8 protein-coding genes and 1 riboswitch are annotated in these 13,783 nt (G+C 72.5%); of the genes, 3 read left to right on the top strand and 5 right to left on the bottom strand.

Features of this window, described 5'->3' with window-relative positions:
- The first annotated feature begins 211 nt into the window (after positions 1–211).
- Positions 212–364, top strand: a riboswitch (cyclic di-AMP (ydaO/yuaA leader).
- 11 nt (positions 365–375) lie between these two features.
- Complete coding sequence (locus OHA88_RS25245; RefSeq protein WP_328627166.1) at positions 376–1,494, top strand: M23 family metallopeptidase; 1,119 nt, start codon at positions 376–378, stop codon at positions 1,492–1,494.
- A 167-nt stretch (positions 1,495–1,661) separates the two neighbouring features.
- A complete protein-coding gene (locus OHA88_RS25250; protein WP_328627167.1) occupies positions 1,662–2,606 on the top strand; it encodes an aldo/keto reductase in 945 nt (314 codons plus the stop codon).
- Between the two features lie 4 nt (positions 2,607–2,610).
- On the opposite strand, the gene OHA88_RS25255 is transcribed toward OHA88_RS25250, so the two are convergent.
- The 4 genes from OHA88_RS25255 to OHA88_RS25270 form a co-directional block, all read right to left on the bottom strand.
- On the bottom strand, positions 2,611–4,212 hold the full coding sequence (locus OHA88_RS25255; protein ID WP_328627168.1) for a PrsW family intramembrane metalloprotease: 1,602 nt from the start codon (positions 4,210–4,212) through the stop codon (positions 2,611–2,613).
- Positions 4,213–4,308: 96 nt separating this feature from the next.
- Complete coding sequence (gene trmB / locus OHA88_RS25260) at positions 4,309–5,118, bottom strand: tRNA (guanosine(46)-N7)-methyltransferase TrmB (protein WP_328627169.1); 810 nt, start codon at positions 5,116–5,118, stop codon at positions 4,309–4,311.
- On the bottom strand, positions 5,111–6,367 hold the full coding sequence (lhgO, locus tag OHA88_RS25265) for an L-2-hydroxyglutarate oxidase (RefSeq protein ID WP_328627170.1): 1,257 nt from the start codon (positions 6,365–6,367) through the stop codon (positions 5,111–5,113). The genes trmB and lhgO overlap by 8 nt, the downstream gene beginning before the upstream one ends.
- 161 nt (positions 6,368–6,528) lie before the next feature.
- Positions 6,529–8,124: a sporulation protein gene (locus OHA88_RS25270; protein ID WP_328627171.1), complete on the bottom strand. Its 1,596-nt coding sequence runs from the start codon at positions 8,122–8,124 to the stop codon at positions 6,529–6,531.
- Between the two features lie 1,144 nt (positions 8,125–9,268).
- On the opposite strand from OHA88_RS25270, the gene OHA88_RS25275 reads away from it, so the two are divergent.
- A complete protein-coding gene (locus OHA88_RS25275; RefSeq protein ID WP_328627172.1) occupies positions 9,269–11,380 on the top strand; it encodes an asparagine synthase-related protein in 2,112 nt (703 codons plus the stop codon).
- Between the two features lie 51 nt (positions 11,381–11,431).
- Here OHA88_RS25275 and OHA88_RS25280 read toward each other — a convergent pair whose 3' ends face one another.
- Positions 11,432–13,429 (bottom strand): sigma-70 family RNA polymerase sigma factor, encoded by a 1,998-nt coding sequence (locus tag OHA88_RS25280; RefSeq protein WP_328627173.1) that lies wholly within the window; start codon positions 13,427–13,429, stop codon positions 11,432–11,434.
- Positions 13,430–13,783: the final 354 nt, after the last annotated feature.

A 13,783-nucleotide genomic window follows, 5' to 3' on the forward strand; every position in this document is an offset into this window, starting at 1 on the left:
AGGGCCTCGCTCCGCATAACATTTGATACAACGTCAGAAAACGGGTGGTGGCTGAGTGGCGATCAACTCGCCCGTTTCCGCCCGATTGTGTCCCGTAAAGTCCAGGCCAAGGCCGTTAACGATCAGTGGGAACGGCTTGGAATCGGACCCGTCCGTCTATTAACGTTCGATAACGCAGCGCGGTTGTCCCAGCCGTCGTCAGTGGCGGCACCGTGCGCGAGCGCCGAATTCCGCAAGGGAACCGGGGAACCACCTACATGGGGTGAATCGGACACCTGTGTCTCGTGAGAGGCAGAGGGATCCGTAGGAGACCTTCCTGCTCCGAACCCGTCAGCTAACCCGGTAGGCGAGAAGGAAGGAAAGGAGTGCGCCCCCGTGGCGTCCAACAAGCCTGCCCCCGAAGCCCCCTCCCGGTTCGGCTCCGACTTCACGACCGAGTACGGAACCGAGCAGCGGACCGATTTCGGCGCCGAGTTCACCACTGAGTTCGCGACCGACGGTTTCGGTGGGACCGAACGGACGTGGGAGGAATGGAACCCCACGGAGGAGTCCGTTCGCCCCGTACGCGGCAGGCACCGCGTCGTCAAGCAGCGCAACGGGCTGGCCCGCAGCTCCACGGTGCTCGGAGTCGGCGTCATCGCGGCCGTGGGCGCGGGTGGCATGGCCACCGCGCAGAGCAAGCCGCCGGTCTCCATCTCCCTTCCCGATTCCCTCGCGGACAACCTCCCCGACGCCAAGTCCCTTCCCGGCGTGGGCGCCCTGTTCTCCGACGAGTCCGCCACCGACCAGGCGAAGTCCGCGGCTGCCACCGCCCCGCTCACCAGCGCCGGCATCACCACCGCCGAGGCCGAGCAGGGCACCACCGACGCCGGCGAGGCGCTGCGCGCCCGCATCCTCCAGCAGGCCGAGCAGCAGCAGAACGCCGCCGACGCGGAGGCCAAGGCCGCTGAGGAGAAGGCTGCCGCGGAGAAGGCTGCCGCCGAGGCCAAGGCGAAGCAGGACGTCGCCGAGGCCAAGGTCGCCGCCGAGAAGAAGAAGGCGGAGGAAGAGGCGAAGGCGAAGGCCGAGGCCGCACGGCTTGCCAAGCTCGCCGCCTCCTACGCCATCCCCACCTCCTCGTACACGATCACCTCGACCTTCGGCCAGGCCGGTTCGATGTGGTCCTCCGGCTACCACACCGGACTCGACTTCGCGGCGCCGACCGGCACGCCGATCAAGGCCGTCCACAGCGGCACCATCAAGTCGGCGGGCTGGTCCGGTTCGTACGGCTACCGCACGGTCCTGGAGCTCGAGGACGGTACGGAGCTGTGGTTCTGCCACCAGTCGTCGATCGACGTCAGCGTCGGCCAGAAGGTCACCACCGGTGACACCATCGGCCGTGTCGGAGCCACCGGCAACGTGACCGGACCCCACCTCCACCTGGAGGTCCACACCCCGGACGGCACGGGCATCGACCCGATGACCTGGCTGCGCGACAAGGGCCTCACCGTCTGAGCCCGCGCCGGTTCTCCGGCCCCTCGAACCCGGCAGTCCTGACGCTCACCCCCCGACGTCAGGGCTGCCGGTCTGTTCATATCCCGGTCCTTGCGACGCCGGTGCGGATACCCGTGTGGACCCCCCGGTACGGAATAGCGGGCGCGGCGGAGTCCGTTGATCCATTTATGACTTCTCTTCGTAAGCTCGGCTCTTCCGACCTCCAGGTCTTCCCGCTCGCGCTCGGTGGCAACGTCTTCGGCTGGACCGCCGACGAGGCGCAGTCGTTCGCCGTACTCGACGCGTACGTCGCGGCGGGCGGCAACTTCCTGGACACCGCCGACGCGTACTCCGCGTGGATCCCCGGCAACGAGGGCGGCGAGTCGGAGACGGTCATCGGCAAGTGGCTCGCCGCACGCGCCAACCGTTCCGACATCGTCGTCGCCACCAAGGTCGGCGCCCACCCCGCGTACAAGGGGCTCTCCGCCGCCACCATCAAGGCCGCGGCCGAGGAGTCGCTGCGCCGGCTGGGCACCGACCACATCGACCTCTACTACACGCACTTCGACGACGAGACCGTTCCGGTCGAGGAGATCGTCACCGCCCTCGACCAGCTGGTGAAGGAGGGCAAGGTGCGCGAGATCGCCGCCTCCAACATCAGCCCGGAGCGGCTCCAGGCGTCCCTGGACTTCTCCGAGCGCGAGGGGCTCGCCCGTTACGTCGCCCTGCAGCCGCACTACAACCTCGTCTCCCGCGACACCTACGAGGGAGAGCTCCAGGAGACGGCCGCCCGCGCCGGTCTCGCCGCCGTCCCGTACTTCGCCCTGGCCTCGGGCTTCCTCACCGGCAAGTACCGCCCGGGCGCGTCGGTGGAGAGCGCGCGGGCCGAGAAGGCCGGCCAGCACCTGGCGTCGGAGCGCGGACAGAAGGTCCTGGCCGCACTCGACAAGGTCGCCAAGGAGCGCAGCGCCGAGATCGCGACCGTCGCCCTGGCCTGGCTCGCCGCCCGTCCGACCGTCGCCGCGCCGATCGCCTCCGCCCGTACGGTCGAGCAGGTGCCCGCCCTGGTGGCCGTGGCCGACCTTCAACTGACCGAGCAGGAACTGGCGGAGCTCACCGAGGCATCCGCCTGAGCCCTCACCAGGGGCGCGGAGGCGGGCCGCTGCCGTACGGCGGCCGGGCATACGGCTGCTGGGCATGGGGTGGCAGATACGGGTTCGGGCTGTAGCCGCCGTACTGCGGGTGCGGGGCCGGCCCCGCAGGTATGTACCGGGGGCGCAGGCGGCCCGTCGCCTGCGCCGCGTACGTCAGCGCGGGTCCGGCCACCTCCCTGCGCTGCCAGAGATGGTGCAGCAGCTCCAGCTCCCGCGCCACGAAGTCCGGGTCCGCGGCCCCGCGGCGGGCCCGGCGGCGCAGGAACGCCAGCGACGTCGCGAACGACTCGTACTCGGCGACCGCACGGGCGGCCGCTCTGCCGCGCGCCTTGGCCTGCGCCTTGGCATGACTGCGGACCTGCGCCACGACCCGGCTGCTGCCGTACGCCGGCGAGTGGGCCGGTGGCGGGCCGGGCGCGGGGTAGCCGTAGCCGGGGCTTGTGTACGGCACTCCGTACGAGGTGCTGTAGGCACTCGCGCTTCCGTGGGCACTCGCGTGCTGGTGGCGCGCCATGTCCCGGGCCATACCGCGGGCCCGCATCGAGGAGAGCGCGAGCGGCTCCGCCGGGGTGAGCCAGCCGGCTGCCGCATAGGCGGGCAGCTCGGTGGCCAGTGTCCGCAGCTCCCGCTGGCGCGACCAGATCACCAGCCAGGTGACCAGCCCGAAGACCGGGACCATGAACACGCCGTACACGACGTAGAAGCCGTACGGAACGAACGCCCCCGAGCCGTTCCACAGAGCGTGCATGCCCATCGCGAGGATCAGCCCGAGCAGCGGCAGCAGGATCCGGCGGAGGCGGTGGCGACGTGCGCAGAGCGCCGCGAATCCGAAACCCAGGCCGGTCAGCACGGTGAAGAGGGGATGCGCGAACGGCGTCATCACGACGCGTACGAAGAACGTCGCGGCCGTCACCGACGCGAAGCCCGAGGTGCCTATCTGCTGGTCCTCGCCGAAGGCATTGCCCAGATAGAGGATGTTCTCGGTGAAGGCGAAGCCCGTCGCGGTGAAGCCCGCGATGACGACGCCGTCGAGGATGCCGCTGAAGTGGCGCCCTCGGAAGAGGAAGATCAGCAGGACGGCCGTGGCCTTCGCGCTCTCCTCGACCACCGGTGCTATCACCGTGGCGCCGAGGGTGTCCGCGCTCGCCGGATCGGCGGTGGCCGTCGCGATCCAGCGGGTCGCGAACGAATTCGCGATGATCGCGATCAGGGCGGCGGCGCACGCGCCCCAGGCGAAGGCGAACAGGAGATTGCGCCAGGTCCACGGCTCGACCCGGTCCAGCCAGCGGAACGCCGCCATCAGCAGCGGTACGGGCAGTACCGCGAGGCCCAGACCGACCAGGAACCCCTCCGTACCCGTCTGATCGCGGACCAGCGCGAGGATCACCAGCCCGCAGAGAGCCAGCACGGTGAAGACCGCGCCGACACGGAACGTCTTGCTCCGCCAGACCAGGCCGACCCGGCGCGGCCGGTAGCGCCACTGGCCCCGCTCCGGTACGGCCGCCAGGATCTCGCCGACCCGCTGCTCCTGGAGAAGCGGGACGGCCGGCTGCGACTGTTGCTGCTGCACAGACCCGTCGGACACCCGATGACCCTAACGAGAGGGACTGACAACTGACCATGGGGCGACGGGGGATGTGTACCGATCCGTCAGCAAATCAGCAGCTCAGCGGCTCACGGCTCAGCGGCGGGCGAACAGCAGGTCGTGCACGACATGGCCCTTGTCCAGGCCCTGTCCCTCGAACCGGGTCAGCGGCCGGAACGCGGGCCGCGGTGCGTAGCCGCCGTCCGCCCGGGTGTTCTCGAAGCGGGGATGCGCGGTCAGCACTTCCAGCATCTGCTCGGCGTACGGTTCCCAGTCGGTCGCACAGTGCAGCACGGCCCCCGGCTTCAGCCGCTGCGCCACCAGATCGAGGAACTCGAGCTGGATCAGCCGCCGCTTGTGGTGGCGCTTCTTGGGCCACGGGTCGGGGAAGTACACCCGCAGCCCGTCGAGCGAGTCCGGCGGCAGCATCTCGCGCAGCAGGATGATCGCGTCGCCGTTGGCCACCCGGATGTTGGACAGTCCGTTCCGGTCCGCGAGACCGAGCAGGTTGCCCTGGCCCGGGGTGTGCACATCGACGGCGAGTATGCCGGTGCCCGGGTCGTCGGCCGCCATCCGGGCGGTGGCCTCACCCATCCCGAAGCCGATCTCCAGCACGACCGGGAGCCCGTCGAAAAGCTCCGGCAGGTCGAGGACCGACTGCCCGTCGATGTCCAGACCCCACTTCGGCCAGAGGCGCTGCAGAGCGTCCTCCTGGCCGGGTGTGACACGGCTGCGGCGCGGCTGGAAACTGCGGATCCGGCGCTCGTGGTGCGAGCCGGCCGGATCGGCGGCGGGCCCGCCGGGGAAGCGCGGCTCCTGACGCAGCCTGCGCTGCCGCTCGAAGGCGGCGGCACGCAGATCGTGGGACTCGTCGGTCTCGGGGGCGGGATTCAAGGACTCAGACACAATGCCCCGATTCTACGGCGGGCGGCTTCCATCCCGTCCCGCGTGCCCGGAGCAGCGCCCTGCGTGCCACCTCCTGCCCGATGGGCAGCGAGGCCGTGGCGGCGGGCGACGGAGCGTTCAGTACGTGCACGGTGTGCGGGGCCTCGCGGATCAGGAAGTCGTCCACCAGCGTGCCGTCGCGCAGCACCGCCTGGGCCCTGACACCGGCCGCGGCGGGACGCAGATCGTCCTCGGTGACCTCGGGCAGCAGCCGCCGCACCGCCGCCGTGAACGCGCGCTTCGACAGCGAACGGTGCACCTCGCCCGCCCCGTACCGCCAGTGCCTGCGTGCGATCCGCCAGGAGCCGGGCCAGGCCAGCGTGTCCAAGAGCTCGTTCGGGCGTACGACCGGCCAGCCGTACCCCTCGCGGGCCAGCGCCGGCACCGCGTTCGGCCCGACGTGGACGCTGCCGTCGTGGCCCCGGGTCAGATGCACCCCGAGGAACGGGAAGGCAGGGTCGGGGACCGGGTAGACCAGCCCGCGCACCAGTTCCGGCCTGGCCAGCTCGTAGTACTCCCCGCGGAAGGGCACGATCCGCATGCCCGGGTCGTCGCCCGCGAGGAGCGCCACCCGGTCGCACTGCAGCCCCGCGCAGTTGACCAGGACCCGGGCCCGCACCACCCGTCCGTCCGCCGTCCGCACCGCCACACCCCAGGGGCGGCGGTCGATCGCCGTGACCTCCGCCCCGAACCGGATCAGCCCGCCCGCGCCACGCACCTCGGCCGCGAACCGCTCGGTGACCGCTTTGAAGTCGCAGACCCCGGTCGTCCCGACCCGGATCGCCGCGAGCCCGCGCACCTGCGGCTCGTACTCCGCGATCTGCGCAGGTCCCAGCTCCCGCACCGGCAGCCCGTGATTGCGGCCGCGCTGCACCAGCGCGTGCAGCCGGGGCAGCTCGGACCGCTCGGTCGCGACGATCAGCTTGCCGGTCACCGCATGCGGGATGCTGTGTTCCGCACAGAAGTCGATCATCTCCGCGGCGCCGCGCACCGCATAGCGGGCCTTCAGCGAGCCCGGGCGGTAGTAGATACCGCTGTGGATCACTCCGCTGTTGCGCCCCGTCTGATGGCGCGCCGGGCCCCACTCCTTCTCCAGCACCGTGACCCGCGTGCCCGGAGCGGTCCGCGTGATCGCATACGCCGTCGACAGGCCGACGATCCCGCCGCCGATCACCAGCACATCGCAGTCGTACGCCGCGTGCGTCATCATCACGCCACCTCCCACCCCGATAGTGCACTGACCCACTGACAACGCACTCAAACCAGCGGGGCCCAGCGTGGCGCCGAGATTTCGGCCGGCGGCCGCCTGTGCGTCGCCCGGAGGACTCCGCGCAGGCATCCGAGGTGGCGGGCCTCGCCCGGGGGAGGCTGCTACGCGGGCGCCACCAGCAGCGGTCGCGCCCGCTCACGCAGCTCGGCGACGCGCGGCTCGTCCCCGTACGGTTCGAGGCGATGCAGCAGGTCCCGTACGTACTCGGTCGTGCGCGCCGATGAGATGCGGCCCGCCACCTCCACCGCCCGGGTGCCCGCCGCGCACGCCGCGTCGAGGTTGCCCGACTCCAGTTCGGCGACCGCCGAGACCACCAGTCGCAGCCCGTGCGAGCGGACGAACTCCTCGGTCGGCCGGGACAGCGCCTGTTCGGTGAAGCGCCGTACCTGCCGGGGCGCCTTCAGGTCGCGGTAGCACTCCGCGGCGTCGGCGGCGAACCTGTCGTACGAGTAGAAGCCCAGCCACGACGGGTCGGCGTCGCCGTCCCGGGAACGCTCCAGCCAGCTCTCGGCGGCCTTGAGCGCCGCCCCTGCGGCCGCTGCGTCGCTCGCCTTCGCGTGGGCCCGCGCCTCGACAAGACGGAAGAAACTCATGGTGCGGGCGGTGGCGAGCCCGCGGTTGCGTTCGACAGCGGCCTGCGCGAGGTCGACCCCCTCGTCGGCGAAGCCGCGGTAGGTCGCCTGCAGCGACATCGAGGCGAGGACATAGCCGCCGAGCGGTACGTCGGCGGCGGCCCGGGCCAGCCGCAGCGCCTGGATGTAGTACCGCTGCGCGGCTTCCTGCTGGCCGGTGTCGAATGCCATCCACCCGGCGAGTCTGGTCAGTTCGGCGGCAGCGCCGAATAGTGCCCGGCCCACCTCGTCGCTGTACGAACCGAGGAGCAGCGGCGCCGCGTCCACCCGTAAGCACTCCGGGACCATGGAGGAGCGCCAGTCGCCGCCGCCGTACTTGGAGTCCCAGCGGCGGGCGTCCTGGGCCGCCTCGCGGAGCTTGGTCACGTCGCTGTGGCCGACCCGGAGCGGCGAGATGTCGTTCACGGAGTCGGGCCCCGGCTGTACGGGAAGGGCGGGAGCACTCGGAGCGCCAGGCGCGCCCTCCGTGCTCGGAACGCCCGGTGCTGCGCCCGCTGATGCGCCCCGTTGCGCGCCCGGCGTACTCGGAGCGCTCTGTGCAGCCGGCGCACTCTGCGTGCCGAGGATCGCCGCCTCCGCGGCCGACGAGTCGCGTGCCACCGACGCGTCGGCGGGGGATATCAGCCAACGGGACGCGGGTGTCGCGTACGCGCTGACCGAGAACGAGCCCGCCAGCGACTGCCAGATCCCGCCGCCGCCCGCCCGCCGCCCGGCCAGATCCAGCCGGTACAACTCGGTTGCCGAACGCACCGCCTCACCCACATCGCGCGGGAAGGCAAGACCGACCTCCGGCGCCGGATCGGCGTCCGCGAGCCCGATCTCGTGCAGCGGGACCGGGCGGCCGAGTTTGGCGCCGATCGCCGCGGCGATGAGATGGGGCGCGGCGCCCTGCGGCACCATGCCCTTGGAGACCCATCTCGCCACCGAGGTCTTGTCGTAGCGAAGTGTCAGGCCGCGCTGCGCCCCGAGGTCGTTGACCCGCCGGGCGAGCCCGGCGTTGCTGATTCCCGCGAGGGCGAGAACGGTTCCGAGCTTCTCGTTCGGCCCGCGTTGCTCCCTGGACATGCGCCACCCCTCGACACACAGACGGCCGCCGCGTCACCCGTCGAGGCGCGCGGCATTCGTACCGTGTCCTCCCCAGGGACGGACCCCGGCACTCCGGCCGCACAGGCATGTGGCCGAGCCCCGAGGGATATGCCTCCTGCCGAGAACCTCAGTGAACCCAGCGTAGTTCGCCGCATCCCTACCGTTAAGGGGCAGACGTCCGTATGGCGGGATTGTTGCCCGTGCGGACGGTCGCGGACGGACGGTGGAGGGAGCGCGGCGGGACGGAGGGGAGGCGGGAGGGCCCGAGGGGCGGGAGGGGAGCGTGAGGCGGACGGCCGGTGGACGCGAGGCGGGCGGGGAGCGAGCCCGCCGTGACGATCCGGTCGCCCTGCCGGACCTGCCGGAATGCCGCTCCGGGCCCCGCGGGGGCTAGCTCCCTCGTGCTCCTGCCGTGTGGCCGTGCGCCCGGCCGTGCGCTGTTGTCCGGCCGTCGAGGGAGCGCTTCCATGGGTGCTGCGTGGGTCGGCCCACTGCACTGGACTCAGTGGGCTGGGGGACACTGCCGCCTCATTCCCCGCAGGCGGCGGACCGGTCCGGGAGGCGAACCGCGCCTCCCGGACCGTGCGCGGAGCCGATGGGCGGCCGGCGGGGGGAGCCGGTGGCGGAACCGGTGCAGGAGCCGGTACGCAGTGGGTGCGGATCCGGCCCGACAGCCTTGCTCCAAAATGGAATATAACGGTGTATTACATGCGACGCTCTTCGCGCCCAGCGGCCGATGCGCCCTCCGAGAATGGCCGAATGACGTCGGTCGGTCGGGGTTGGGCCGAGCGATTCGCGGACACCCGACGGGCTGTTGACGGGCGGACCGGAGGGTGGCCGGATTTCAGCCGGTACGGTCCGGGTGCGGCGGGGAACGCAACACGCGGAACCTTTGCGTCCGTTGCCCCGCAGTCCGCCACGCCGTCCGCGCGGCCGAGACCGGGCGCCCACCATCTGCCCTCCGGCCTTTGCCAGGGGCGCATGCGCTTCCGACGTGCGCCCTCCGTAGCCACTCCTGCGCGCCGTTGTCGTGGCAGCATGTTCGCAACGGCGCTGAATGCTCACGCAGTTCTCCCGGCATGTTCCGGGCGCGCCGTTTTGTCCACAGCCTGTGGAGGCGGCGATGCGTTGGTTGGTGGGGTGGAGCAGTATCGCCGCGAGTTTCGGCACGGTCGGCGCGGTCGGCGGGGGTGACGAGGGGCGCACGGTGCACCCCGTGGGCTCCCAGCTCCTGTGGGGCGACCCGGATCCGCTCTGGGCCGTCGGTGACTGGCGGCCCGACGAGATCCGGATCAGCACCCTGGAGACCGCCGAGGGCACACCCACCGCCCGCCTCGCCGTCCTCGGCTGCTGCGGCGCCACCGACGAACAGCTCCGGCTCGGCCTCCTCGCCGCCCGCGGCGGCGCGCTGCGCCATCTCACCGCCTGGGCGGGCAGTTACACGGCCGTCGTCCAGATAGGCCGACGGGTCACCGTCGTCGGGGACCTCGCCGGAGCCCGCCCGGTCTTCTACACACCTTGGGCCGGCGGCACGGCGTACGCGACCGCCGCACTCCCGCTCGCCGACCTGATCGAGGCACAGCTGGACATCGGCCACCTGGCCGCGCTGCTCGCCTGCCCCGAGACACCGGAGGCGCTGCGCGACGGCACTCCGTACGTGGGTGTGAAACGCATCCCGCCGGGGCACGCGCTCATCCTCCGCGAGGGCTCGCGCGAGATCACCGGGTACGAACCGGTGGCCTCCCTCGCTGTTGCGGCGCCCCAACTCGACCCGGTGAGCGCCGTGGACGGGGTGCGCGATGCGCTGGTCGAAGCGGTACGCGCCAGGCTCACGGCCCCGCGCCACGCCCCCGAGACCCTGCCGCCCGACCCGGGCCCGGTCCCCGGCATGGGCCCTGCCGAACGCCGCGCCGCCCGTGGCGCACCCGTCCCCGGCATCGGCGCCGACCTCTCCGGCGGCAGCGCCTCCGCCACCCTTGCCCTGCTCGCCGCGGGGCTGCCGGGGCTGCCCGGCACGCTCCTCGGCCACGGCACGGGAGCGGGCGAGCGGCTGCTCGCCGTCACCTTCAACGACCTCACCACCCGCGACCACGAGGACGAACTCGAACGCGCCGCGGTCATCGCCGCCAACCCGCGCCTGCACCACATCGTCGTCGCCGCCGGCGAGGAGGCCCTGCCCTACGCCGATCTGGGCAGCGGCCCGCTCACCGACGAACCGGCCGCATCCCTCGTCGTCGCCGAACGCCACCGCCGCCGGCTCGCCGCGGGCAGCGCCGACCATCTCGTCGGTGACGGCGCCCGGCAGGTCCTCGACGCCCACCCGGCCCGCCTCGCCGACCTCCTGATGGATCGGCGCCGACGCCACCTCCTGCGCCCGGTCGCAGCCCTGGCCAGAGCCGAACGGCCGTCGGCGCACTCGTTGTTCGTCCCGCTGACCGTCTACCGCGCCGCGCGCCGCCTGGCCCGTACGTCGTACCGCACCGGCCTCGAAGCGGCGGCCGACCGGCTCCCGGACGCCAATCGCCACACCCCCGGCCTCGACACCCCCGCCGACGCCTCGCTCGCCGCGCTCACCTGGTCGCGGCCCGGCCCGGCCGCACGCTGGCTGACGGGGGAGGCGCTCGCCGAGGTCTCGGTTCGTCTGCAGGAGGCGGCGATCCGCCCCACCTCCGTGCAGCGCCCCGGTGAGGCGCGCGCCCGGGCCGCGCTCGCCCGGCACGCCGCCGACCACCGGATCCTGGAGCAGGCCGCCGAGATCCGCAGCCAGCGGCTGCACGCCCCGTTCCTCGACAATCAGGTGGTGCGCGCCGCCCGTGCCCTGCCCGAATCGCTGCGGGTCCAGCCCGGCGCCCGCGCCGCGATCCTGCGCCGGGTCCTCGCCGGTGCGGGCATCCATGAACTGCCGCCGGGCTGGGGCACCCCCTCCCAGGCCACCTCGACCGCGGTCAGCCGCACCGGCCTGCGCACCGCGCTCCCCGACCTGATCGCGCTCTTCGACGCCCCGCTGCTCGCCGACGCGGGCCTGATCGAGGCCCGGGTCGTGCGGAAGGCACTGCGCGCGGCCTCCGAGGGCGAACCGCTGCCCCTGGACGGCCTCGCCGACCTGGCGGCCACGGAACTCTGGCTCCGCCGCCTCGTCTCGCGCCGCGGCACCTGCTGGACAGGCACGGCGGCGCCCCGACAGCGCGCGGTGGCGGGCGGGGTGGCACCGGCGCGACGCACCCTGCAACGCTGACAGCCGGCCGCCGGCGCCGTCACCTGCCGCCCGGCCCCGAACGGCCGCGCCTCAGCCGCAGCTGATTCTCGACTCCGCCCAGTCGGCCGGCGCCGCCCCGTCGAACGGCGTGTGCGGTTCGACGACGAGCCGGATCCGCTGCTGCCCCGCGATACCGAGGTTCACCGGCACGGGCGGATGGTTGCCGTTCAACACCGGGGAACGCCACAGCCGTGCCCCGTCACCGTCGAACACGGAGAAGCGCACCGAGCCGAGCCCCAGTGCCAGATCGTCGACGCCGACCATCGCTTCGTAACGGCTGCACGGCCGGTTCAGCTCGATGGTGACTGAGGACCTGCTCTGCACGGTCACCCCGTGCGCGTACCACGTACCGCCGATGGACATACCGGAGCGCTTCCAGACCCAGCTGCTCTCGCCCGTCACAATCTCAGGCTCGGTGTGGTCGCCGAGGACGGAGTAGCGCAACTCGCTGACCCGGTAGACGGTCGGCGGCGCGGGCGGCGGTGGCGGGGCAGGAGTGGCCGTCGCGGACGGCTCGGGCTTCGGCGGTGCGGGGACCGGGGGCTTCGGCTTGGGCTTCGGCGTAGGTGTGCGGGTAGGCGTGGGCGCAGGCGTCGGAGGCTGCGGGGACCCGGTCGGCGCAGTGGCCGGCAGGACGGGAGTGCTCGGCGGCTCGGGCGTGGGTGTCGGCTTCGAAGGTGGGGGCGACGGCACCGCGGGCGCCACCACCGGCGGCCTGGCCACAGGCCTGGCCTCCGGCTTCGGCGACTCGCCACCGGCCAGCGCCCACACCAGGCCGGCCGCGGTCGCGACGGCCACCGCTGCCGCGATCCCGGCCTTGACCGGCGCACCCAGGCCTTCCGAGGCCGCCGCGCCACCGGCCGAGCCGCCGGACGAACTTCCGCCCGTCGTCGCCGCGGCGGCACCCGCACCTGCCGCACCCGCGGCGCCACCCGCCACGATCCCGGCGGTCTTGAGCGCGTACCCGGCGGCGAACCAGCCGATGACCGCGACCGGAAGCAGTGCCGGAATCCCGGCGTTGACATGTGCCAGTTCGCCCGCGGCGACCCGGCACTTCGCGCACTCGTCCAGATGCTTGCGCAGCCCGCGCTCGGCCCGGATCCGCAGTCCGCCCCGGGCATACGCGCCGAGCCGGTCCGCGTAGCGGGCACAGTCGCCGCCGGAAGTGAGCGACTGGCTCACATGCGCCTGCAGATATGCCTGCTTCAGCCCTTCGCGGGCCCGGCTGGCCAGCACCGCAGTGGCGTTGGCGGTGAGCCCGAACAGCGGCGCGATCTCGCTCGGCGACTCCTCCTCGACGGTGGTGTGCCACAGCACCGCCTGCCAGCGTTCCGGCAGACTGCGGAACGCCTTCATGGCCATCGACTGCTCGGCCTCGTGCATCGCCAGGACGTCGGCGCCCAGATCCAGCGTGTCCGCGTCCGACACCTCGGAGAAGCCGGCCGCCTGCGCGGCGAACACAGCGAAGTCGTCGACCAGTTGCTCCCGTTTCGCCGTCTTTGTCCAAGCGGCTGCGACATGCCGGACGGCCGTCATCAGATACGCACGTACGGCTTCCTCGGGCCCCTTGCCGCCCCGAACCGCCTGCAGGGTGCGGGCGAAGACCTCGGCCGTCAGGTCGTCGGCGGTGTGGGCGTCCCGGCAGCAGCTCCGCGCGTAACGACGCACACTGCCCGAGTGGCGCCGGAACAGCTCCTCGTACGCGAGATCGTCGCCGCCCCGCATCTGCAGGATCAACTGAGCGTCGGAGGGGGCGAGTGCGGCGGTGCCGGAACCGCTGCCGCCCGCTCGCTGCATCGGTACGGCGGCTTCGGCTCCGATCCCGCCCTCCGGCTCCACCGGCCCGCTGCCGCCGGGCGCGGGCGGCCGGGGGCCGGGCAGCACATTGCCGCCTTCGGCGTCGTCGCCCGACCGCCCGGGGCCGGCCTGACTCGGCACCTGCCGGGCGGACGTCCCGCCGGCCTCCGTGCCACCGCCCACGGTCGAGATGCTGTCGAGCGACTCTTCCTGCTGCCCGTCACCGCTCATCGCGGAAGCCCCCGTATGCGCCTTCGGACCCGAACACCGGGCAAGAGTGTCACATGGCGCAATGACGACGGTCGTTCAGTTCCGGCAACCACTCATCCGGGGCGTTTTCCCGAAAGCGAGCACTAACAGCCACTCGAACAGGGAAGGAACAACGCGTCCGAGAGGCAGGTGAGTCGTCGAGCGCGACCCCGCACACACGGGTCGCACCGACTCCCCACACCACCCTCACCCGCCCGAGACGCCACCCTCACAGCGGCGAAGACCCCGGGCGCACAGAAGGCCGCCCGGTGGACGCACGGATCGTGCCGGAGCAGGCACTCGGTCCGCCGGAGCACGCACCGAGCCGACGGCCCC

Origin of the sequence: Streptomyces sp. NBC_00353 (genome assembly GCF_036108815.1) — a bacterium.
GTDB lineage: Bacteria > Actinomycetota > Actinomycetes > Streptomycetales > Streptomycetaceae > Streptomyces.